At 73.2% G+C, this 20,864-nt stretch carries 20 protein-coding genes; 16 read left to right on the plus strand and 4 right to left on the minus strand.

Annotated features, from left to right (window positions below; genetic code table 11):
• Positions 1-38 precede the first annotated feature (38 nt).
• The 6 genes from LX83_RS11700 to LX83_RS11725 are packed head-to-tail and all read left to right on the plus strand — an operon-like array spanning position 39 to position 8,800.
• Positions 39-2,366, plus strand: a complete 2,328-nt coding sequence (locus LX83_RS11700; protein WP_253770322.1) for a caspase, EACC1-associated type — start codon at positions 39-41, stop codon at positions 2,364-2,366.
• Positions 2,348-4,633 carry a caspase, EACC1-associated type gene (locus LX83_RS11705; protein WP_253770324.1) on the plus strand — a complete coding sequence of 762 codons (2,286 nt, stop codon included), beginning with the start codon at positions 2,348-2,350 and terminating at the stop codon, positions 4,631-4,633. The genes LX83_RS11700 and LX83_RS11705 overlap by 19 nt, the downstream gene beginning before the upstream one ends.
• A 56-nt stretch (positions 4,634-4,689) precedes the next feature.
• The gene (locus LX83_RS11710; RefSeq protein ID WP_253770325.1) at positions 4,690-5,370 is read left to right on the plus strand and encodes a DUF1707 SHOCT-like domain-containing protein; all 681 of its coding nucleotides are present in this window, start codon (positions 4,690-4,692) and stop codon (positions 5,368-5,370) included.
• A gap of 30 nt (positions 5,371-5,400) precedes the next feature.
• On the plus strand, positions 5,401-6,414 hold the full coding sequence (deoC, locus tag LX83_RS11715) for a deoxyribose-phosphate aldolase (RefSeq protein WP_253770327.1): 1,014 nt from the start codon (positions 5,401-5,403) through the stop codon (positions 6,412-6,414).
• A 6-nt stretch (positions 6,415-6,420) separates the two neighbouring features.
• Positions 6,421-7,941, plus strand: a complete 1,521-nt coding sequence (locus LX83_RS11720; RefSeq protein ID WP_253770330.1) for an aldehyde dehydrogenase family protein — start codon at positions 6,421-6,423, stop codon at positions 7,939-7,941.
• Positions 7,934-8,800, plus strand: a complete 867-nt coding sequence (locus LX83_RS11725) for an aldehyde dehydrogenase family protein (protein ID WP_253770332.1) — start codon at positions 7,934-7,936, stop codon at positions 8,798-8,800. The genes LX83_RS11720 and LX83_RS11725 overlap by 8 nt, the downstream gene beginning before the upstream one ends.
• 63 nt (positions 8,801-8,863) lie before the next feature.
• Here LX83_RS11725 and LX83_RS11730 read toward each other — a convergent pair whose 3' ends face one another.
• Both LX83_RS11730 and LX83_RS11735 read right to left on the minus strand, forming a co-directional pair.
• The gene (locus LX83_RS11730) at positions 8,864-9,064 is read right to left on the minus strand and encodes a DUF397 domain-containing protein (protein ID WP_253770334.1); all 201 of its coding nucleotides are present in this window, start codon (positions 9,062-9,064) and stop codon (positions 8,864-8,866) included.
• Positions 9,061-9,900: a helix-turn-helix domain-containing protein gene (locus LX83_RS11735; RefSeq protein WP_253770336.1), complete on the minus strand. Its 840-nt coding sequence runs from the start codon at positions 9,898-9,900 to the stop codon at positions 9,061-9,063. The genes LX83_RS11730 and LX83_RS11735 overlap by 4 nt, the downstream gene beginning before the upstream one ends.
• Before the next feature lie 434 nt (positions 9,901-10,334).
• Between LX83_RS11735 and LX83_RS11740 the strand changes: the two genes are divergently transcribed.
• A complete protein-coding gene (locus LX83_RS11740; protein WP_253770338.1) occupies positions 10,335-10,568 on the plus strand; it encodes a hypothetical protein in 234 nt (77 codons plus the stop codon).
• A 44-nt stretch (positions 10,569-10,612) separates the two neighbouring features.
• On the opposite strand, the gene LX83_RS11745 is transcribed toward LX83_RS11740, so the two are convergent.
• Positions 10,613-11,194 carry an SMI1/KNR4 family protein gene (locus LX83_RS11745; protein ID WP_253770340.1) on the minus strand — a complete coding sequence of 194 codons (582 nt, stop codon included), beginning with the start codon at positions 11,192-11,194 and terminating at the stop codon, positions 10,613-10,615.
• A 374-nt stretch (positions 11,195-11,568) separates the two neighbouring features.
• On the opposite strand from LX83_RS11745, the gene LX83_RS11750 reads away from it, so the two are divergent.
• The 5 genes from LX83_RS11750 to LX83_RS11770 all read left to right on the plus strand — a co-directional run bounded on the left by LX83_RS11750 (position 11,569) and on the right by LX83_RS11770 (position 15,717).
• Positions 11,569-12,789 carry a primosomal protein gene (locus tag LX83_RS11750; protein ID WP_253770341.1) on the plus strand — a complete coding sequence of 407 codons (1,221 nt, stop codon included), beginning with the start codon at positions 11,569-11,571 and terminating at the stop codon, positions 12,787-12,789.
• A 177-nt stretch (positions 12,790-12,966) separates the two neighbouring features.
• Entirely contained in the window at positions 12,967-13,290 is a 324-nt protein-coding gene (locus LX83_RS11755) for a type VII secretion target (RefSeq protein ID WP_253770343.1), read from the plus strand.
• Positions 13,291-13,398: 108 nt separating this feature from the next.
• Positions 13,399-14,607, plus strand: coding sequence for a bifunctional WXG100 family type VII secretion target/C40 family peptidase (locus LX83_RS11760; protein ID WP_253770345.1), 1,209 nt, complete (start codon positions 13,399-13,401; stop codon positions 14,605-14,607).
• An 82-nt stretch (positions 14,608-14,689) separates the two neighbouring features.
• A complete protein-coding gene (locus tag LX83_RS11765; protein ID WP_253771109.1) occupies positions 14,690-15,076 on the plus strand; it encodes a YbaB/EbfC family nucleoid-associated protein in 387 nt (128 codons plus the stop codon).
• Positions 15,077-15,159: 83 nt separating this feature from the next.
• On the plus strand, positions 15,160-15,717 hold the full coding sequence (locus tag LX83_RS11770; RefSeq protein WP_253770348.1) for a hypothetical protein: 558 nt from the start codon (positions 15,160-15,162) through the stop codon (positions 15,715-15,717).
• Positions 15,718-15,801: 84 nt separating this feature from the next.
• Here the strand turns inward: LX83_RS11770 and LX83_RS11775 are convergent, their stop codons facing one another.
• Complete coding sequence (locus LX83_RS11775; protein WP_253770349.1) at positions 15,802-16,716, minus strand: LysR family transcriptional regulator; 915 nt, start codon at positions 16,714-16,716, stop codon at positions 15,802-15,804.
• Between the two features lie 90 nt (positions 16,717-16,806).
• On the opposite strand from LX83_RS11775, the gene LX83_RS11780 reads away from it, so the two are divergent.
• From LX83_RS11780 to LX83_RS11795, 4 genes are all read left to right on the plus strand, one after another.
• Complete coding sequence (locus LX83_RS11780; protein WP_253770351.1) at positions 16,807-17,643, plus strand: LLM class F420-dependent oxidoreductase; 837 nt, start codon at positions 16,807-16,809, stop codon at positions 17,641-17,643.
• A 99-nt stretch (positions 17,644-17,742) separates the two neighbouring features.
• On the plus strand, positions 17,743-18,369 hold the full coding sequence (locus LX83_RS11785) for a TetR/AcrR family transcriptional regulator (protein ID WP_253770353.1): 627 nt from the start codon (positions 17,743-17,745) through the stop codon (positions 18,367-18,369).
• The gene (locus LX83_RS11790; RefSeq protein WP_253770355.1) at positions 18,366-19,256 is read left to right on the plus strand and encodes an ABC transporter ATP-binding protein; all 891 of its coding nucleotides are present in this window, start codon (positions 18,366-18,368) and stop codon (positions 19,254-19,256) included. The genes LX83_RS11785 and LX83_RS11790 overlap by 4 nt, the downstream gene beginning before the upstream one ends.
• Positions 19,253-20,824 carry an ABC transporter permease gene (locus tag LX83_RS11795; protein ID WP_253770357.1) on the plus strand — a complete coding sequence of 524 codons (1,572 nt, stop codon included), beginning with the start codon at positions 19,253-19,255 and terminating at the stop codon, positions 20,822-20,824. Before LX83_RS11790 ends, LX83_RS11795 begins: the two co-directional genes overlap by 4 nt.
• Positions 20,825-20,864 lie beyond the last annotated feature (40 nt).

Raw genomic sequence — 20,864 nt, forward strand, 5'->3', positions numbered from 1 at the left:
GTGCCCCCGTTGGTGGGGTGCGGGAGCCGGGGGGTGCCATGGCCGGAGAGCGGCGCGCGCTGCTGATCGCCACGGGCACCTACACCGACGCCGCCTTCGCCGGGCTGCGCGCGCCCCAGGCCGACGTGGCCGCGCTCGCCGGGGTGCTGCGCGACCCCGAGATCGGCGGCTACGCCGTGGACGTGCTCACCGACCAGCCCTCCCACCAGGTCCGGGTGCGGCTCAACGAGCTGTTCACCACCGCCGGCCGCGACGACCTCGTGCTGGTCTACGTGTCCGGCCACGGCGTCAAGGACGAGACCGGCCAGCTGCACCTGGCCACCACCGACACCCAGCGCGCCCTGCTGGCCTCCACCGGGGTGCCGGCCGCGTTCGTCCGCGACCTGATCGACCACAGCCCGGCCCGCCGGGTCGTGGTGTGGCTGGACTGCTGCTACGCCGGCGCGTTCCCGGCCGGCGTGGTGCCCAAGGCCGAGGGCAGCGTGGACGTGCTGTCCCAACTGGACGCCCGCGCCGGCCGGGGCTGCGCGGTGATGACCGCGTCCACCGCCATCCAGTACGCGTTCGAGCGCGGCACGGCCGGCGTGACCGGCACGGCCGCGCCGTCGGTGTTCACCGGCGCGATCGTCGAGGGCCTGCGCACCGGCGCGGCCGATCTGGACGCCGACGGCGAGATCAACGCCGCCGAGCTGTACGCGTACGTCTACGACGAGGTCAAGGCCACCACCCCGGAGCAGACGCCGACCCGCAACGACCAGGTCACCGGCGAGCTGTACATCGCCCGCAGCAACCGAGGCCCGCGCCTGGACCCGGAGCTGCCCTCGGTGATCAGGCACGGCCTGCGCAGCGGCCTGAAGCACATGCAACTCGGCGCCGTCCGCACCCTGGCCGAACTGGCCGACGCCGGTGACGAACGCGCCCGCGCCACCCTGCGCCTGCTGCGCGACGGCCCGGACCCGTTCCTGGCCGGTGCGGCCGGCACGGCGCTCACCCCGCCCCCGACACCAGAACCAGAACCAGAACCGAGGCCGAGACCGAGACAGGAACCGGCACCGACACCGGAGCCGGACCCGAAGCCGGCCCCGAAGCCGACGACGGCGCAGCAGGACCGCACCAGCACCAGCACTGCCACCACGGCACCGGCTGGGCCGGGCACGACAGCACGGCCCGGCAAGGCCACCCCGGTCCGGCCGAGCCACGCCGCCGCCGCGCGGGAGACCTGGTCCACACCGCGACCGCCGGTGGACATGTCCCAGCTGCCCAGGGGCCTCGGCAACACCCCGCCCCGCACGATGGCGTGGTGGGGCCTGGTCTCGACCGCGCTGGGGCTGGCCACCACGGGCTGGTTCACCGGGCTGCTCCCACACCCGGACGCCCCGTCGCCGCTCACCTGGGCGGTTCCGGCCGGACTGGTCGTGCTCGACCTCGTCGTGCTCGGGTGGCTGGTGGCCATCGTGCGCCGGGACGCCGCCGACACCAGCACCACCCTGGTCCGGGACGCGGTCGCGGTCCGGGCGGTCGCGTTCACCCCGCGCGGCGAGCGCCTGGTCCACGCCGGTCCCCCCACGGTGACCTGCCGGAGCACGGTGCGGTGGCACGAGAAGCCGAGGCAGATCAGCGTGGCCGACGGGGTGGCCGACCAGATCGCGGTCAGCCCGACCGGCGGTCTGCTGGCCACCGTGCACCAGGACGGGGCGGTCGGGATCGTGCGCTGGGTCGACGGCACCATGGTCAACCTCCTGGCCGCGCCGCGGACCAGGGTGCGGTCCGCGGCGTTCAGCCCGGACGGCAGCCTGCTGGTCGGCGGCCTCGACCACGGCGGCATCACGATCTGGCGCACCGAGCTGTGGGGGTCCACGACGGGGCCCCGCGGCCACCGCCACGCCGTCACCAGCCTGGCCTTCCACCCCACCAAGCCGCTGCTGGCCAGCTGCGGCGAGGACAACACCGTCGCGATCTGGAACACCGGGGACTGGTCGCCGCGGGCCACCCTCACCAGCGACGTCCCCCCGACCCATGTCGTCGCGTTCAGTCCGGACGGCGAGTGGCTGGTGACCGGGAGCGGGGTGGGCAGCATCGAGGTCTGGGACACCTTGGCCTGGCGGAAGAAGAAGGAGGAGCGCTGGCTGATGAGCGCCCACCGCGGCCGGATCACCGCCCTGGCCGTCCACCCCACGCGCAACCTGTTGGCCAGCTGCGGCGAGGACAACACCGTCACCCTGTGGGACACCGGAACCTGGCGGCGGGTCAGGACCTACACCGGGCACCGGGCAGCGGTCCGGTCGGTGGCGTTCAGCCCGGACGGGCGGGTGCTGGCCAGTGGTGGCGACGACCGCACGGTCAAGCTGTGGCGGATCTGGGACTGACGCCGGCCGAGTCGGGCCGGCGCGCGCTGCTGGTGGCCACCGGCCGCTACACCGATCCCACGTTCGCCAGCCTGCGCGCGCCCGAGGCCGACGTGGCCGCGCTGGCCGAGGTGCTCGCCGACCCCGCCATCGGTGGCTTCGGCGTGGACGTGCTGCTGGACCGGCCGTCGCACGAGATCCGGGTGCTGGTCAACCGGTTCTTCGGGGACGCGGGGCGCGACGAGCTGGTCCTGTTCTACGTGTCCGGGCACGGCGTCAAGGACGAGGCCGGCGAGCTGCACTTCGCCACCACCGACACCGACCGCCGGCTGCTGGCCTCCACCAGCGTGTCCGCCGAGTTCGTGCGGCGGCTGATCGACCAGAGCGCCGCCCGCGCCGTGGTGGTGTGGCTGGACTGCTGCTTCGCCGGCGCGTTCCCACCGGGGCAGGTGGCCAGGGCGGCCGGCTCGGTGGACGTGCTCAGCCAGCTGACCGCCGGGTCCGGTCGGGGCTGCGCGGTGATGACCGCGTCCACCGCCGTGCAGTACGCGTTCGAGCACGACACCGCCGAGGTGGCCGGGGTGGCCCAGCCGTCGGTGTTCACCGAGGCGGTCGTGCGGGGCCTGCGCACCGGCGCGGCCGACCTCGACGCGGACGGCGTCATCGACGCCAGGGAGCTGTACGACTACGTCCACGACCAGGTCAGGGCCGCCACCCCGCAGCAGACCCCGACCCGCAACGAGCAGGTCACCGGCGAGCTGCACATCGCGCACAGCCCCCGGGGTCCGCGGCTGGACCCCCGGCTGCCCCCGGCCATCCGGCAGGCGCTGCGCAGTGGTTTCCCGCACTTCCGGCTGGCCGCCGTCGCCGCCGTGGCCGACCTGGCCCGCCAGGGCGACCAGCTCGCCACGCACACCCTGCGCCAGCTCAGCACCGGCGCCGACCAGGAGCTGGCCCGGGCCGCGGCCGACGCCCTGCGCACCGAGGCACCGCCGCCACCGCCAGCGCCGGCACCACCCGCCGCCCAGCCGGAGCCGGTGCCGGCGCCGCCCGTCGCCACCGGCGGGTCGACCCCGGGCCGCGCCGCCAGCGCCGGTGGGATGCGCCTGCCGCGTGGCGTGAGCCGGGTGCGGCCAGCCGCGTCGGCGGTCAAGACCGGCGAGTTCCTGCTGGTGGTGCTGTTGGTCGGGCTGCTGTGGTGGCTGACCGCGCACGCCGACCTGGTCCGCTCGCCGGGTGGGGTGCTGGTCACCGCCGTGGTGATCCCGGTGGTCCTGCTGGCCGTCATCATCGACCTGGTCCGGTTCCAGCAGCGGCTCGCCGCCGACCAGAGCGTCATCCTGGTCCGGGCGCGCGCCTCGGCCGTGGCGTTCAGCCCGGACGGCGGCTTGTTCAGCTACGCCGAGGGCGGCGGGGTGACGAGCTGGCGGACCGGGCCGTGGCGCGTTGTCGGCACCGTACGGGCCGGCGCGCACTCCCGGCCGGACCGGCGCGACCGGGTCACCCGGCTGGCGTTCGGCCCGGACAGCGCGCTGCTGGCCGCGGTGACCGCACGCGGCGCGGTCACCGTGTGGGAGACCGCGACCTGGCGGCGGGTGGGTGTGGCCGGCGACGACCGGGGTTCCGGTGCCGCGCTGGCGTTCAGCCCGGACGGCACCAGCCTGGCCGGGGTGGGCCCGGACCAGACGATCGTGCTCTGGTCCACGGCGACCGGTCGAGGCGCGCCGTGGACCGGCACCGCCCTGCCCGGCCACCACGCCCCGATCACGTCCCTGGCGTTCCACCCGAGCACCCAGCAGACCCCCGGCAGCGCGGACCTGGTCAGCGCCGATCTGGTCAGCGCAGACCGGTCCGGCACCATCCGGTGCTGGCGGCTGGACCAGCGGCGGCCCGTCCGGCAGGGGCGGGCGGCCGACGTGGCCGTGCACGACGTGGCGGTCAGCCCGGACGGCACCTGGCTGGCCACCGCGGCCGCGGACGGCACCGTGTGCGTGCGGGACACCGCGACGCTCACCGCGGTCTGGGCCCGCGCCGCCGGTGGCGCGCCCGCCACCTCGGTGGTGTTCAGCCCGGACGGCGCGCTGCTGGCCAGCGCGGGCGCCGACGCGGACATCCGCGTCCGGGACGCCGCGACCGGCCACCTCATCACCACGTTGACCGGGCACCGCGGGCCGGTCAACGCGCTGGCGTTCAGCCCGGACGGGGCGGTGCTGGCCAGTTCCGGCGCCGACCGCACGGTCCGGCTCTGGTCCACCGCCGGTCTGGACCACCGCCCGCGACAGGGGTGAGGCGAGTACCGCCGAGTCCACCGCCCCGGCTTCCGCACCGCTCTACACTTCTGCGCGTGAGCGAGCAGCCGGGTCCCGTTGACCCCAGCCAGTTCCGCGCCTCCGACCAGGACCGGGAACGCGTGGCCCAGGCACTGCACCAGGCCATGGGCGAGGGCCGGCTGACCCTGGCCGAACTGGACGACCGGCTGCAGCGGGTCTACCAGGCCAAGACCTTCGCCGAGCTGGCGCCGCTCACCAGCGACCTGCCCGGCCACCAGCTCGCCGTGCCGCACCCGGCCGCGGTCCAGCCGGTGGCCGGCGCCGCCCCGCTGCCCGCCAGCGCGCGGGTCGGCGGCACCCCGGGACCGTCCACGTCGATCGCGGTGATGTCCGGCGCGAGCCGCAAGGGCGAGTGGGTGGTGCCGGTCACGCACACGGCCGTGGCGGTGATGGGGGGCGTCGAGATCGACCTGACCCACGCGCGGTTCGAGGAGTCCGAGGTCACCATCAACGTGTTCGCGTTCTGGGGCGGGGTGGAGATCACCGTGCCCGAGGACGTGGCCGTGCGGGTCGACGGGGTCGGCTTCATGGGTGCCTTCGAGGACAACACGATGCGGCGGGGCGGCCAGCCGGCCCCGCCCGGCGCGCCGACCGTGCGGGTCACCGGCCTGGCCATGATGGCCGGCGTCGAGGTGCGCCGGCCCCGCCGCAAGAAGGTCAGGGGCGGCGGGGACCGCGGGCAGATCGAGGAGTAACCGCTCATCCGCCCGCATACACTCGGGCGCATGGCCGCACCGTCGACAACGTCGTCAGCCGCGTCGCCGGACACCCCCGGCACCGGCCCACTCCCCCCGGCACTCACCGATGCCGTGCGCGACGAGGCATCGCTGCGCAGGTTCCTGTTCGGGCTGCCCGGCGTCGACCAGGTGGGCGTGGAACAGCGCGCCGCCGGTCTGGCCACCCGCAGCATCAAGAAGGCGGCCAAGCTCTGGGCGATCGACACCGCGATCAGCATGGTCGACCTGACCACGCTGGAGGGCGCGGACACCCCCGGCAAGGTGCGCTCGCTGTGCGCGAAGGCCCGCCGCCCCGACCCGGACTACCCGGACGTGCCCCGGGTGGCCGCCGTGTGCGTGTACCCCGACCTGGTGGAGACCGCCGTCGCCGAGCTGGCCGGCACCGGGGTGGGGGTGGCCAGCGTGGCCACGGCCTTCCCGTCCGGTCGGGCCAACCGGCGGGTGAAGCTGGCCGACACCGAGCTGGCCGTGCGGGCCGGCGCCACCGAGGTGGACATGGTGATCGACCGGGGGGCGTTCCTGTCCGGCCGCTACGGCCAGGTGTTCGAGGAGATCCAGGCGGTCAAGGCGGCCTGCGTCCGCGAGCACGGCCCGGACGCGCACCTGAAGGTGATCCTGGAGACCGGCGAGCTGGCCACCTACGACAACGTGCGCCGGGCGTCCTGGCTGGCGCTGCTGGCCGGCGGTGACTTCATCAAGACCTCCACCGGCAAGGTGTCGCCGGCCGCGACCCTGCCGGTGACCCACGTGATGCTGCAGGCCGTGCACGACTGGCACCGGCTGACCGGGCAGCTGCGCGGGGTCAAGCCCGCCGGCGGCATCCGCACCACCAAGGACGCGGTCCGCTACCTGGTCGCGGTGCACGAGGTGGCCGGGCCGGAGTGGCTGTCCCCGCACCTGTTCCGGTTCGGGGCGTCCAGTTTGCTCAACGACCTGCTGATGCAGCGGCGGACCCAGTTGGAGGGCCACTACAGCGGCCCGGACTACGTGACGGTGGACTGACTCGCAATGACCAACGCCCCTGACGCCAACGACTCCGCGTTGGCCAGCCCCGCCGGCTCGGCCGGCTCGACGGGTGCCACCGGTGCCCCCGGTTCGTCACCGTGGGAGTACGCCCCGGCGCCGGAGTCCCGGGACATCGCCGGCCTCAAGCCGAACTACTGGATGCTGGTGGACGGCCAGTTCGTCGAGGGCACCGGCGAGCCGCTGAAGACGGTGAACCCGGCCACCGAGGAGGTGCTCGCCGAGGTGTCCACGGCCGGACCGGCCGATGTGGACAAGGCGGTCAAGGCGGCCCGGCGCGCCTACGAGCGGGTGTGGGGCAGGATGCCCGGCGCCGAGCGGGCCAAGTACATCTTCCGGATCGCCCGGCTGATCCAGGAGCGCGCCCGCGAGCTGGCCGTGCTGGAGACCCTGGACAACGGCAAGCCGATCCGCGAGTCGCGGGACGTGGACGTGCCCACGGCCGCCGCGCACTTCTTCTACCACGCCGGCTGGGCCGACAAGCTCGGCTACGCCGGGTACGGGCCGGACCCGCGCCCGCTGGGCGTGGCCGGCCAGGTGATCCCGTGGAACTTCCCGCTGCTGATGGCGGCCTGGAAGATCGCGCCCGCGCTGGCCTGCGGCAACACCGTGGTGCTCAAGCCGGCGGAGACCACGCCGCTGACCGCGCTGGTGCTCGGCGAGATCTGCCAGCAGGCCGACCTGCCGCCGGGCGTGGTCAACATCCTGCCCGGCGCCGGTGACGTGGGCGCGGAGCTGGTCAACCACCCCGGCGTGAACAAGGTGGCGTTCACCGGCTCCACCGAGGTCGGCAAGCTGATCCAGCGCTCGGTGGCCGGCACCGGCAAGAAGCTCACCCTGGAGCTGGGCGGCAAGGCCGCCAACATCGTGTTCGACGACGCGCCGCTGGACCAGGCCGTCGAGGGCATCGTGAACGGCATCTTCTTCAACCAGGGGCACGTCTGCTGCGCGGGCTCCCGGCTGCTGGTGCAGGAGTCCGTGGCCGAGGAGCTGCTGGACAAGCTGCACCGCCGGGTGGCCACGCTGCGACTGGGCGACCCGCTGGACAAGAACACCGACATCGGCGCGATCAACTCGGCCGAGCAGCTGGCCAAGATCACCGAGCTGGCCGCGTCGGGCGAGGCCGAGGGCGCGCGGCGGTGGAGCAGCCCGTGCGCGTTGCCGGACAAGGGTTTCTTCTTCGCGCCCACGGTGTTCTCCGACGTGCACCAGGCCATGCGCATCGCCCGCGAGGAGATCTTCGGGCCGGTGCTGTCGGTGCTCACCTTCCGCACCCCGGACGAGGCCGTGGCCAAGGCCAACAACACGCCCTACGGGCTGTCCGCGGGCGTGTGGACCGACAAGGGCTCGCGCATCCTGTGGCTGGCGCAGCGGATGCGGGCCGGCGTGGTGTGGGCGAACACGTTCAACCGCTTCGATCCCTCCGCCCCGTTCGGCGGCTACCAGGAGTCGGGCTTCGGCCGGGAGGGCGGCCGGACCGGGTTGGAGGCGTACCTCGATGTCTGAACGGATCTCCGTGGCCAAGACCTACAAGCTCTACGTCGGTGGGGCCTTCCCCCGCTCCGAGTCGGGCCGGGTCTACCCGGTGGCCGACAGCAGGGGCACGTTCCTGGCCAACGCCGCGCTGGCCTCCCGCAAGGACGCCCGCGACGCGGTCGTCGCGGCCCGCAAGGCGTTCGCCGGCTGGTCGGCGGCCACCGCCTACAACCGGGGCCAGGTGCTCTACCGGGTCGCCGAGCTGCTGGAGGGGCGGCGCGAGCAGTTCGTGGCCGAGGTGAGCGCGGCCGAGGGCGCCCAGACCAGGCGCGCCCAGTCCATTGTGGACGCCGCGATCGACCGCTGGGTGTGGTACGCGGGCTGGACCGACAAGCTGGCCGCGGTGCTCGGCTCGGCCAACCCGGTGGCCGGCCCCTACTTCTGCTTCACCACCCCCGAGCCGACCGGCGTGGTCGCGGTGCTGGCCCCGCAGCGCTCGTCCCTGCTGGGTCTGGTCAGCGCGGTCGCCCCGGTGATCGCCACCGGCAACACCTGCGTGGTGGTGGCCAGCCAGGACCGCCCGCTGCCGGCGATCACCCTGTCCGAGGTGCTGGCCACCTCCGACGTGCCTGGCGGCGTGGTCAACGTGCTCACCGGCCGCACCGCCGAACTGGCGCCGTGGCTGGCCGCGCACGCCGACGTGAACGCGCTGGACCTGACCGGCGCGCCCGAGGCCCAGCGCGTCGAGCTGGAACGCGCCGCCGCCGGCACGGTCAAGCGCGTGCTGCGCACCCCCACCACCGAGCCCGACTGGTCGGCCCAGCCCGACCTGGGCCGGCTGCGCGCCTTCGTGGAGGCCAAGACCGTCTGGCACCCCGTGGGCGTGTGATCCCGGCCTGCCGCCCCCTGGCCAGGACTGGTTGGTCAGGGCTGGTCGGCCAGGGCTGGCCGGTCAGCGGGTGAGCCGGTCGCGCTTGAGGACCGTGAGGAAGCGGGCCAGCCCGGCCCTGGCGAAGGTCAGGACCGGGCCGGCCGGGTTCTTGGAGTCGCGCACGGCGACCGCGTCGGCGGTGAAGGCGAGCTGCACGCAGTTGCCGGTTCCCGTGCTGTGGCTGCTGGTTCGCCACAGCCCCGCCGGGGATGTGGGGGTCATGGCAGTTCCTTGATCACGTGGCGGATGAGGTCGAGGGAGTCCCTCGGGGACAGCGCCTGGCTCTGCACCGAGGCGATCGCGTGCAGGTAGCTGCGGATCACGCCGTCGCGCTCGTGCACCGTCCACGAGGTCACCCCGTCGACGTAGACGGCCTGCGGGTCGCTCTCGTCGGGCCACTGGATGATCACGAACGAGTCGCCGAGCGCGGCGTGCGCGTCCGCGGTGAACGGCACGACCCGCACGGTGACGTCGTGCTCCTCGGTCACCCGGGTGATGTGCCGCAGCTGGTCGCGCAGCGTGTCCGGGCCGCCGACCTGCTGGTGGACGGCCGCCTCGCCGAGGAACGCGGTCAGCCGCAGCCCCTCGGCGAGCCGTTTCTGGCGGCGCATCCGCAGCTCCAGGTAGCGGTCCACGTCGGACACCCGGATGTGCGGTGCGGCCGCGGTGATGACCCGCTCGGCGTAGTCGCGGGTCTGCAGCAGACCGGGCACCAGGTGGCCCTCGTAGGTGCGGATCCAGGAGGCGTCCGCCTCCAGCTCGATCAACAGCTGCACGGCCTCGGACAGGATGTCCCCGTAGTCCTGCCACCAGCCGGGTTCCTCGGCCTTGCGGCGCAGCTCGTCCAGCTGGGCGACGGCATCGGCCGGGATCGCCAATTCCGCGACGATTCGGTCCAGTACCCGGGGCGACGGTTTCGCCTTTCCGGTTTCGATCTTCGACCAGGTGGCCTGGTGGATGCCGATCCGTGCGGCCAACTCGGTGCCGGAAAGGCCGCTGCGCTGCCGGTAGTGGCCCAGTCTGCTGCCCAGCCGACGGCTCCGCACGGTCGGTCGCATCATTCCCCCTTGCGTGTCCAGCACACTTCCCAGCGGCGCACTGTCACCCATTCGACGAATTCCATGCCAGGCATTGCGCCTGGCATTATGCCTGACATGGTCACGGTTACCGGGACCATTGGCACACGGTAAAACCTCCTGGTCGAGCACGAATCATTCACAGCACCGCGCACAGACGGGTGCGGGTGGATTTCCGACCTGGCTCGACCGCACCAACCCAGTCAACCGATTCCACGTCGGTCGGCACGGCAGCGGGGAGCGACCAATGTGGTGGAACCTGCAACGGCCCGCCCGGGACAGGGCAACCCAGGGCAGGGCAACCCGGGACAGGGCAACCCGGGGCGGGACGGCGCGAGCTGGGGTCGCCGCCGGGGTGTGGCCGCCCGGCCGCCGCCCGGCAGACCCGCGAACAGCGCGCTGACGGGGGCCGGCCCGTGAACGCGAGCGCGCGGGTCGAGTGGCTGATGTCGAGCTACGACGCCACCTGGCACGCCTTTCCCGCCGGCCAGCTCACCGACCGGGCACGCACGTTCTACGAGGCGCTGTGCGGCCACAGCGTGCCGAGCGGCCACGTCGAGCACACGGCGCCGCGCGCTTACTGCCCGACCTGCCTGGTCCACTACGGCACCCGGCTGCCCGACGAGCAGCGCTGGCAGTCCAGCACCTGACCAGCGGCGCGGCCCCACCCGCCCGGCCGCGCCAGGGGTTGCGCTCAGTTGGTGCGCCAGTCCAGTCGGCCCTCCACGGTGACGTTGGGGTGGCAGTAGTTGACGGTGGTGCGGTACTCCAGCGCGGTGGCCACCTCGTCGAGCATGACCGTCAGGCTCGGCCACTCCGGTTTGCGCAGCGCGCCCTCCTCGTGGTCGTGCTCCTTGACGCAGCCGTGCAGTTCGCCCGGTCTCAGATCCACGACGAGGTCGTTGCCGCAGCCGTCGAACGCGATGGGCACGAACGCCGGGTGCCAGCTCCACGCCATCGATCCGGCCTCCGGCTCGGCCTCCACCGCGCCCCAGTTGTCTCTGGTGATCTTCATCCACATTCGTCTTGCGTCCAGCGCGTCGGCCGCGCTGTACGGGGTGTAGAACGGCGGCAGCACTTCCGCGAACGCGCGGTCCCGGGTTCCGCCGCACAGCGTCCACCAGGTGCGCAGGTCCACCGGGAGTTCGAATCCCAGTTCCTGTTGCAGGGCAACGATGTCCTGCTCGGCTGAACCCGCGATCAGTGGTGCGTAGGTTACCGGGGCGTGATCTGCCAACCACTGCACGATCCGTCCCCAGTGCTCGGCAACGTCCACGACTAGATGATCGAGTAAGACCGTTGGAATCGGTACCGCTCAACGGAGCATGATGTGGTACGCCGGTACAGGACTATTCGCGGCATACCCGGTTATGAACCAATGACTTCACGATATTTCCTTGTCATTACGTAATATTTCCGGCTTCGGCCGGTTTCGTCCGACGTCTGTCCCGACCGGGTGGTCCCGCGACCGGAAACCGCGTCCGGCCACGGCACGGCCCGCCGCGCCACCCGGCCGGCACCGTCATTCCAACCGAGCGCGGATAGGCCGGGACCCGACCTCCGGTGCTCGCGCGCGCAACCGTTACCCGTACCCTCTTGCTCCGGCATATCCGTAGGCCGCGCAAAGGCATGGCCTGACCGGGAGGTCAGATGGCTCAGGACATCGTCCCGATCGAGCTCGGACTGACCCAGGGTGACCTCGTCACGCTGTGGGCACCGCGGTGGCGGGAGGAAGGCGAGGAGTGGGAGGCGTTCCTCGGCAACGAGGACGACCTGTACGCCTTCCCGGACGCGCCCCACCTGGCCGCGTTCGTCCGCACCGCCGAGGAGCACGACCTCATCGACCACCCGGCCTGGTCGGTGGTGCCGGGGCTGTCGGTCACCGACCTGATGCCCGACGTCGACCACCAGTTCGACCTGGTCGGCGTGCCCGAGCTGGTCGCGGAGGACCCGGACACCTGGGTGATCGGCGAACTCGCCGACATCGTCGCGATCGTGCGCTCGCTGGCCGACGTGTGCGACCTGGAGAAGGTGCACGAGGTGCTGGACTCGGCCGCCGGGTTCGACCTGCTGCCGCAGGGCACCCTGCCGTTCACCGGTCGCGAGGGCGCGGAGCTGTGGACCGACCTGGCCAAGGTCGTGGCCGAGCGCTGGGACGAGGTGCTCGACGCGCTCGACGCCGTGGTGACCACGCCCGAGGTCGACGCCGCCGCACTGGACGCCGCCCAGGAGGAGTTCGAGGCGGCCGAGCTGGACAAGTCCGATGAGGACGGTGCCGAGGACGGCGCGGACGCCGACGAGGTCGAGGAGCCGACCGGGTTCTGGGCCGAGGTCGGCATCGACCCGATCAAGATCATCACCACCGAGGGCGAGCTGTACACGCTGCGCTGCTACCTGGACGACGCGCCGGTGTTCCTCGGCGCCAAGGGCCGCATCGACACGTTCACCTCGCCCCGGGCGCTGGGCCGCTACCTGGTCGACGCCGGCGACCCGGAGACCAACGACCTGGCCGCCGTGTCCACCTGGTCGGAGGTCATGCTCAAGGCCACCGACGGTGACCTGGACATCGAGGTGAGCGCGGACAACACCTACGTGCTCACCGGGCTCGCCGACGACATCGCCGAGGGCCCCGAGGCGATCGACCCCAGCCAGCTCGAACTGGCGGTGGAGCTGCTGGAGGACGCCGGCGACTGGGCCGACGACGACAGCGTGCGCGACGCGCTGAACCCGTCGGAGAGCCTGGGCTGGCTGGTGTCCTACGTGCTGCGGCCCGACCCGAACCGGCTGGCGCCGAGCCCGCCGTTCGACGCCGAGGTCGCCGCGTGGCGCGCGCTGGTCGCCTCGGTCGAGGCGCGCCTGCGCACCCACTGACTGACCGGCCGCCACCCGGTCCGCACCTGCCCGGCCGTCCCGCGTCCAGCGCGCGGGGCGGCCGGTTTCGCGTGTCGCAGCGCTCACCTGGGCGCGGACCTGACGATTTCACCCCGGAGGGGAACCTCGGGCACGTAAGTTCGCTCTGAGTGGGGGACACGAACACCGGAGGGCCCAATGACTGCCAAGGGGTTTTCAGTCGATCCCGCCGCACTGTCGGCGTACGCGAGCAAGACCGGTCAACTGGCCGAGGACGTGAACGAGGTCGGGTCCTCGGGCCTGTCCGGTGTCCAGTCGGTGCCGGCGGACTGCCTCGGTGACGTCGGGCAGGAAGCCGGGTTCTCCGCCGCGCTCGCCGAACTGGGCACCACGCTGGCCAGGACCATCGCCGACGTGGCGACCGCGACCGAGGGACTGGCCTCGGCCGTGGGCAAGGCCGCCCAGGACTACCAGGTCCAGGACGCCGGCACCGCGCAGGGCTTCGCCGGCGTGAACGCGTGAACGCGTGAGCGCGTGAGCCAGCGCCGTTTTCCCCGTTGTTTTCCCGTCACCAACCGCTATCCGCCAACCGGGCCGGTCGCGCCCTGGGGCAGCTGAGGGGGGCACACAATGCTCGACGTCGGTTCAGTAGTCCAGGCGTTCGCCGCGCCCATGATCGAACACCGGCAGAAGCTCACACCGAACGGTGGCGCCGCGCAGAGCGCCCAGGACGCCCTGACCAAGGCGGCGGAAGGGCTGACCAAGCTGGCCGAGAGCCACCGCAGCGCCTCGGACGCGCTGGCCGGCCAGTGGGAGGGGGACCGCGCCGACGCGTTCGCCCAGCGGTGGCCGAAGCTGCAGACCGCGCTGACCGACACGGCCGAGCAGGCCAGCAAGGGCGGCAGCGCGGTCGGCACCGCGCTGAGCACCGTCCAGGACGGCAAGGCCAAGGTCGAGCAGCTCATCGACGAGTACACCAAGAAGGCCACGGCCGTGCTCAAGGCGGCCAGCGCGGTCGGTGGCATCGGCGGGGTGGGCGCGCTGCTGATGGGCGTGGTCATCGTCAAGTCGATCGCCTCGGACTACGCGGGCAAGTCCGCTGAGGTGCTGACCGGCGTGCGCGACGAGCTGTCCGACGCGGCCGGCAAGCTCAAGTCGCTGCCGTCCGCGCCCAAGCTGGACGGCGTGACCGACTCGCTCGGCAGCGACAGGACGGCCACCCCCAAGCCGTCCAAGCGGCCGGAGGAACCGAAGAAGCCCAGCGGTGACGCGACCTCGCCCAGCGGCCACCGCGGTGGCGGCGGAGGCGGCGGCGGTTCGTCCACCTCGCCCAGCGGCCACGGCGGCGGCGGTGGCGGTGGTGGCGGCGGCAACGGCAGCGGCGGTGACGGCAGCCCGCCGGTGATGACCCCGCCGTCGTCGAAGTTCGGCAGCGGCACCGACATCACCCTGCCGCAGGGGCTGGGCACGGTGAAGGCGCCCAACGAGCGGGCCGCCAAGGCGGTGCGAGCGGCGCTGACCCAGCTCGGCGTGCCCTACAAGTGGGGCGGCACCACCCCGGGCAAGGGCCTGGACTGCAGCGGCCTGACCCAGTGGGCCTACAAGCAGGGCGGGGTGCAGCTGCCCCGGCTGGCCCAGGAACAGGGCAAGGGCAAGAAGGTCTCCCGCGGCGACCTGCAGCCCGGCGACCTGATCGTCTGGTCCGGGCACGTGGCCATGTACGTGGGTGAGGGCAAGATGATCGAGGCGCCCAAGACCGGTGACGTCGTCAAGATCACCAACCTGCGCACCAGCAACGGCGGCCAGTCGTTCTACGGCTTCTACCGGCCCACCGCGTGAGAACCGGATGGGAATCGCGTTGCGAGCACAGGATTCCGGTCGCCCCGGCGGGCTGACCGCACAGAGGAGCTGAGTGTCCACAATGGATGAGATCGTCGACGCGCGGCGGATCAACGCGGAGGTCGCCGCGAACCAGCAGCGGCTGCGCGCGGCCGTGGCCCGGCCCGGCGCCCTGGGCGCGCGGGCGACCAGCGGGGACGGCACCGTGGTGGTGGAGGCCGGCCCCGGCGGGGCGCTGCGCTCGGTGACCCTGTCCCCGGAGGCGCTGCGGCAGGGCGGGCAGCGGCTGGCGCAGACCGTGCTGGCCGTGGCCAACCAGGCCAGCGCCAAGGCCAACCAGCGCACCCAGTACGCGATGCGCGCGGCCGTGGGTGCGGACGCGGCCGGCGAGTTGGACCGGCTCGGGCTCGGTTTCGACCCCCGGCTGGCCGAGGACGAGGACGCCGAGACCGCCCGGCGGGGTTGGTGAGCCGTGCCGGCGACAATGGGCCACCGCCCGACCGGTGGCGGCAGCGACCGAACGAAGGCAGGCATGACCAGGGGGAGGCAGTCGTGACCGAGCCGCGCAGCATCGCGGAACTGGTGACCGACGTCCAGGACGCGGCCGACCGCAGCAACGGGCTGGAACAGCGGCTCGCCGCCGTCGTCGGCCGGGCCAGCAGCCCCGACGGGGCGATCCGGGTCGGCGCGAACGTGCACGGCGCCCTGGTCGAGCTGACCATCGCCGACCAGGCCCTGCGCATGGGCGCCGACCTGCTGGGGCTCACCATCACCCGGCTGGCCGGGGAAGCCACCCAGGCGGCCACCGTGGCCGCGCTCGACCTGCTGGCCCCGGCGGCCGGGGACGCGCTCACCATCGAGTTGGCCAAACTGGCCGGCCTGGGCCACCTGGTGCAGGAGGAACCGGGCGAGGAGGAACCGGAGACGCCAGCCACCGCACCGACCACCGGGCCGGCCTCGGGCGGCCCGACCACCGGGTGGGCGCCGGGCACCGGCCAACGCGGCGCGGCCGCCGCGACCCCGTCAGCCCGACCGACCCGCCGCCCCAGGCCGGTCGAGGACGACGACGAACCGGAGTTCGGTTCGATCCTGCGGTCGGACCGCTGGTAGCCGCTCCCCACTCACCAGCGCGTGCCGGTGGCCGGACGCGCTGGTCGGGTGCCGCCCCGGTGCGGCCGGTCGGGTGGCGGCTCGTCACCCGGCCGGTGTCATCGCGCCCGGCTGGTCGCACAGACATCGGGCGCACGCGTCGATGACCACGCGCAGGGCGGGCCGCTCGTCCCGTGCCCGCCAGACAACGGCCAACTCGCTGGGGGTGAGCCCGGCGACGGGTCGGCACACGATGTCGTCCCGCTGGTAGATCTCCGCGTTGCCCGAGGAGAGCAGCACCAGGCCCAGCCCGGAGCCGACGGCTTCGAGGGACTCCTCCGCGGTTTCGGCCTCAGCCACCACCCGCGCCGGCGCCGGGCGCTGATCATTTCCCAGCCAGAACTCGCGGAGCTGTCCCGCCGTGCGCGGGAGCGCGATGAACGGCTCGTCGGCCAGTTCGTCCAGGGGGACGACCTCCTGCGCGGCGAGCCGGTGTCCGACGGGCAGAGCGACCCACCGCTCCTCGGTGGCCACGACCCGCCACGAGAACTCGCGGTTGTCCGGCATCGGCAGCCAGGCGATGGCCACATCAACGTCACCGCTGGCGAGTCCGACCGTGGGGTCGCTCCACGAGACCTGCCGGAACAGCAGTTTCCACCCCGGCAGCAGGGTGGCCATCCGGGCCGTGACCCCGGCGGTGAGACCGCGGCCGATCCTGGTGTGGAAACCGACCGTCACGGTCATCCGCCCCGCCGTGACCACGTGGGAGATTTCGCACTGCGCGGCCTCCCACTGCTGGATGATCAGCCGGGCCTGCGGCAGCAGCGCCGCGCCCGCCGCGGTCAACGCGACGGAGCGGTGGTCCCGGTCGAACAGCGTGACCCGCAGGAGGGTCTCCAACTGGCGGATCTGCTTGCTCAACGACGGCTGGGCGATGAACAGCCGGCTGGCCGCCCTGGTGAAGCTCAGCTCCTCCGCCACCGCGACGAAGTAGCGCAGGTCCCGGACATGGACATCCATAGTCGCAGGCTATAGCCGCATGTCTTGGACGGCTGCTGCTGAGCGGCCACACGATGGGACGGGAGCATCGACCACAGGAGGGCATCGGGGATGGAACTGGGAGTCTCGGGGCTGAACGCCAAGGCCACGCTGGGCCCGGCCGAGACGGTCAGGTTGGCGCGACTGGCCGAGGACCTCGGCTACGCGTCGTGGTGGGCGGGCGAGCACGTGGTGCTGCCCAGCCCCCGGGTGGCGGCATCGCCGATGGAGCCGACGGATCCGATCCTCGACCCACTGGTGCACCTGTCCTATGTCGCGGCCGTCACCCAGCGACTGGAACTCGGCACCGGGATCGTGATCCTGCCGCAGCGCAACCCGCTCGTCCTCGCCAAGCAGGTGGCGAGCCTGGACGTGCTCAGCCGGGGCCGGCTGCTGCTCGGCGTCGGTGCCGGATACCTCGAACCCGAGCTGCGTGCGCTCGGTGTGCCCATGTCCGAGCGGGGCAGCCGCACCGACGAGTACCTCGATGCGATGACCGCGCTGTGGACCGATCCGGCTCCCGCGTACGAGGGCCGTTTCGTCGCCTTCCGCGACATCGACGCGCACCCGCGGCCGACCCGGCCGCGCATCGTGATCGGTGGGCACAGCCCGGCCGCGTTCCGCCGCGCCATCGCCAGGGGCCACGGCTGGTTCGGCAACGGCACCCTCGATGACCTGCCCCGACACCTCGCCGGACTGCGGCGGGCCGCGAGCGAGGTCGAGCGCCCGGACCGGCTGGGCCGGCTGGAGATCAACTACCTGCCGCTCGACCCGGTGGAAGTGGCTCCCCGCTCCGCCGAGCGCTACGCCGAACTCGGGGTGGACCGCCTGGTGGTCTATCCGCTGCCGCTCGAGGACCCGTCGGATGTCGCCCGGTTCCTGGAGCGCCACGCCACCCTGCCGCGCTGACACCACCCGCGCGCTGGCCCCACTCGCACTGGCACCGTTCCACCCCCAAAGAACTGAACACTTGCACGGCTTCCAATACAGCCGTATAGCATGTTGAACATGCGACCAGTATCCGACGATGATCTGACGGCGCGCGCCCGCATCCGCGATGTCGCGATGGCGCTGTTCGCCGAGCAGGGCGTCAAGGCCACCACGATCCGGGCGATCGCCGACGCGGCCGGCGTGTCACCCGGCTTGGTGCAGCACCACTTCGGCAGCAAGGAGGAACTGCGCCAGGCGTGCGACGAGCACGTCCTCAGCTACATCCGCGAGCAGGTCACCGAGGGCATCACCGACCACAACCTGGAGCGGCCGGAGTTCGTCGAGGCCGTCCGCCGGACCGCGCCGCCACTGATGAAGTACCTCGGCCGGGCGCTCGTGGACGGCTCGCCCGCCGCCGCCGCCATGTTCGACGAACTCGTCAGCGTGACAGCGGCCAACCTGGCCCGCGGCGACCACTCCGATGCCGACCACCGCGCCCGCGCCACCGTGCTGACGGCGATGAAGCTGGGCATCACCGTGCTGCACGAGCACGTCTCCCGCGCCCTGGGCACCGACCTCTACGGCCCGCAGGGCGCGCTGCGCGTCGGCCAGGCCCAGCTCGACCTGATCAGGCCCGAATTCGTCGGCCTCGAACTGCACGAGCGGGCGCGGACCGGCCTGGACAAGTTCGGGGAACAGCGGTGAGCGCCGCGGTGCGGGTGGACGGCCTGGTCAAGACCTTCGGCCGGACCAGGGCGCTGGACGGGCTCGACCTCACCGTCACCGCGGGCGAGGTGCACGGCTTCCTCGGCCCCAACGGCGCGGGCAAGACCACCACGATCCGCGTCCTGCTCGGCCAGGTGCGCGCCGACGGCGGTCGGGTCGAGTTGCTCGGCGGCGACCCCTGGCAGGACGCCGTCGAGTTGCACCGCAGGCTGGCCTACGTGCCCGGCGACGTCACGCTGTGGCCGTCGCTGACCGGCGGCGAGGTCATCGACCTGCTGGGCCGGCTGCGCGGTGGCCTCGACCCCGGGCGCCGCGCCGAACTGCTGGAGCGCTTCGAACTCGACCCGCGCAAGAAGTGCCGCACCTACTCCAAGGGCAACCGGCAGAAGGTGGCGCTGGTGGCCGCGTTCGCCTCCGACGTGGAGCTGCTGGTGCTCGACGAGCCGACCTCGGGCCTGGACCCGTTGATGGAGACGCTGTTCAACGAGTGCGTCCTTGAGGAGAAGCGCCGGGGCCGCACCGTGCTGCTGTCCAGCCACATCCTGTCCGAGGTGGAGGCGCTGTGCGACCGGGTCAGCATCATCCGCGCCGGCCGCACCGTCGAATCCGGCAGCCTGGCCGACCTGCGCCAGCTCACCCGCACCACGGTGCGCGCCGAGCTGATCGGGCCGGCGCCCCAGCTGGCCGCGCTGCCCGGGGTGCACGACCTCGCCGTGTCCGACGGCCGGCTGAGCTGCCAGGTGGACGGCGACGCGCTCACGCCGGTGCTCGCCGAACTGGCCAGGGTCGGCGTGCGCGCGCTCACCACCCAGCCGCCAACGCTGGAGGAGCTGTTCCTCCGCCACTACACGGGAGCCACCAGATGACCGGCACCGCCACGCTGATCCGGCTCATCGTGCGCCGGGATCGCGTGCCGCTCCTGGTGTGGATCGCGATCAGCGCCGTGCTGCCGGCCGGCATCGCCTCCGGCACCACCGCCCTGTACCCCGACCAGGCGGCCCGCGACGCCTTCGCGACGGAATCGCTGGGCAGCCCCGCGCAGCTGGCCACCCGCGGCCCCATCTACGCCGCGAGCGTCGGCGGGCTGACCGCGTGGACGCTCGGGTCCTCCCTCGCGCTGATCGGCGGGCTGATCAGCATCCTGCTGGTGATCAGGCACACCAGGGGTGAGGAGGAGACCGGCCGACGCGAACTGCTCTCCGCCGGTGTCGTCGGCCGGCACGCCCCGCTGGCCGCCGCACTCGCGGTCGTGTGCACCGCCAACCTGCTGCTGGGCCTGCTGGCGGTACCCGCGCTGGTCGCCAGCGGGCTGCCCGCGGGCTCCTCCCTGCTGTTCGGCCTCTCCACCGCGGCGGGCGGCTGGGCGTTCGCGGCCGTGGCCGCGGTCACCGCGCAGCTCACCGCCGCGTCGGGTCCGGCCCGAGGCATCGCCATCGCCACCGGCGGCCTGCTGTACGCGCTGCGTTCGCTGGCCGACACCGGCGGCGCCGCCTGGCTGGCGTGGTTGTCGCCGTTCGGCTGGGTCCGGCTGACCAAGCCGTACGCCGGCGACCGGTGGTGGGTGCTGGGCCTGGTCGCGGTGTTCGTCGCCGCCCTGACCGCGGCGGCGTTCCGGTTGTCCACCCGACGGGACGTGGCCGGCGGCCTGGTGCCGACCCGCCCTGGACCGGACACCGGGGCGCTGTCCGGCGCGTTCGGCCTGGCCGCTCGGCTGCACCGGGGCGCGCTCGTGGGTTTCACCACCGGTTTCGGCCTGATGGGCGCGCTGCTCGGGGTGGCGGCGCGCGGGCTGGACGCCCAGTTGGACACGCCGCGGTTCCGGGAGCTGGCCACCACCATCGCCGGTGCCGACGCCCGCGTCTCGGACGTGTTCTTCACGTTCGTGATGTACGTGCTCAGCCAGCTCGTCGCCGCGGCCGCGCTGGTGTCGGCGCTGCGGGCCCGCGGCGAGGAGGCGGTGGGCCGCGCCGAGCTGCTGCTGTCCACTCCGGTCGGCCGGCTGCGTTGGGGGCTGAGCCACCTGGTGTTCGCCCTGGTGAGCCCGGTGCTGCTGCTGACCGTGCTGGGCGCGGCGGCGGGACTCGGCTACGACGGGGACATCGCCCGCGTCACCGCGGCCACGCTCGCCCACCTCCCCGCCGTCTGGACCGTGGTCGGGATCGCCGCGCTGCTGTTCGGCGTGCTGCCCCGGGCCGCGGTCGCCGTGAGCTGGACGGCACTCGGCCTGTTCCTGCTCGTGGACCTGCTCGCGGAGTTCAAGCTGGCCAGCGGGTTCGTCCTGGCCCTGTCGCCGTTCACGCACGTGCCGGCGGTGCTGTTGGGCGGTGCCTCGGCACCGGTGGCGCCGCTGCTGTGGCTGACCGCGGTGGCGGGCACCCTGACGGCGGTGGGGCTGGTCTTGCTGCGCCGCCGCGACCTGGCACCGGCCACCTGACGCCGCTCCGGGGCCCGACCGCAGCGCCGGGTCCCGGTCA

Origin of the sequence: Goodfellowiella coeruleoviolacea (assembly GCF_024171785.1) — a bacterium.
Lineage (GTDB): Bacteria > Actinomycetota > Actinomycetes > Mycobacteriales > Pseudonocardiaceae > Goodfellowiella > Goodfellowiella coeruleoviolacea.

Excerpts from the sequence above, each read along its gene's own strand:
- LX83_RS11700 (WP_253770322.1), top strand. The coding sequence starts at position 39 with ATGGCCGGAGAGCGGCGCGCGCTGCTGATCGCCACGGGCACCTACACC.
- deoC (WP_253770327.1), top strand. The coding sequence starts at position 5,401 with ATGGCCGCACCGTCGACAACGTCGTCAGCCGCGTCGCCGGACACCCCC.
- LX83_RS11720 (WP_253770330.1), top strand. The coding sequence starts at position 6,421 with ATGACCAACGCCCCTGACGCCAACGACTCCGCGTTGGCCAGCCCCGCC.
- LX83_RS11725 (WP_253770332.1), top strand. The coding sequence starts at position 7,934 with ATGTCTGAACGGATCTCCGTGGCCAAGACCTACAAGCTCTACGTCGGT.
- LX83_RS11730 (WP_253770334.1), bottom strand. The coding sequence starts at position 9,064 with ATGACCCCCACATCCCCGGCGGGGCTGTGGCGAACCAGCAGCCACAGC.
- LX83_RS11735 (WP_253770336.1), bottom strand. The coding sequence starts at position 9,900 with ATGCGACCGACCGTGCGGAGCCGTCGGCTGGGCAGCAGACTGGGCCAC.
- LX83_RS11750 (WP_253770341.1), top strand. The coding sequence starts at position 11,569 with ATGGCTCAGGACATCGTCCCGATCGAGCTCGGACTGACCCAGGGTGAC.
- LX83_RS11755 (WP_253770343.1), top strand. The coding sequence starts at position 12,967 with ATGACTGCCAAGGGGTTTTCAGTCGATCCCGCCGCACTGTCGGCGTAC.
- LX83_RS11760 (WP_253770345.1), top strand. The coding sequence starts at position 13,399 with ATGCTCGACGTCGGTTCAGTAGTCCAGGCGTTCGCCGCGCCCATGATC.
- LX83_RS11765 (WP_253771109.1), top strand. The coding sequence starts at position 14,690 with ATGGATGAGATCGTCGACGCGCGGCGGATCAACGCGGAGGTCGCCGCG.
- LX83_RS11775 (WP_253770349.1), bottom strand. The coding sequence starts at position 16,716 with ATGGATGTCCATGTCCGGGACCTGCGCTACTTCGTCGCGGTGGCGGAG.
- LX83_RS11780 (WP_253770351.1), top strand. The coding sequence starts at position 16,807 with ATGGAACTGGGAGTCTCGGGGCTGAACGCCAAGGCCACGCTGGGCCCG.
- LX83_RS11785 (WP_253770353.1), top strand. The coding sequence starts at position 17,743 with ATGCGACCAGTATCCGACGATGATCTGACGGCGCGCGCCCGCATCCGC.
- LX83_RS11795 (WP_253770357.1), top strand. The coding sequence starts at position 19,253 with ATGACCGGCACCGCCACGCTGATCCGGCTCATCGTGCGCCGGGATCGC.